The sequence below is a fragment of the Shewanella sp. T24-MNA-CIBAN-0130 genome (assembly GCF_040310185.1).
GTDB classification, from domain to species: domain Bacteria; phylum Pseudomonadota; class Gammaproteobacteria; order Enterobacterales; family Shewanellaceae; genus Shewanella; species Shewanella psychromarinicola.
In genome coordinates, this window is sequence record NZ_JBEOPP010000414.1 from 1 (window position 1) to 257 (window position 257).

Consider the following 257-nt stretch of genomic DNA (forward strand, 5'->3'; position numbering starts at 1 on the left):
GCCATATGCCCACCACCATGAAGGTAAACAATAACGGGTAAGACCTTATTGGGAATTGGATGGTAAATTCGTACCGGAACATTGTATTGTTCGTTTAATACCAGGTCGTCACCAATCCAAGCTATTTCTGGGATATCAGTTATTAAACCTCTCGTTAAATTAGCTAACCCTTCACGTGCATTTGTTGCTGTTGGCTTAAATCCTTCTTCGACTAATATAGCCATCTGTTTATTAAAATTATCGAGCCAAGGCTGTAG

At 39.7% G+C, this 257-nt stretch carries 1 pseudogene; it reads right to left on the reverse strand.

Annotated features, from left to right (window positions below):
• A pseudogene (locus AAEZ02_RS22930) lies at positions 1 to 257 on the reverse strand (alpha/beta hydrolase); the annotation flags it as partial.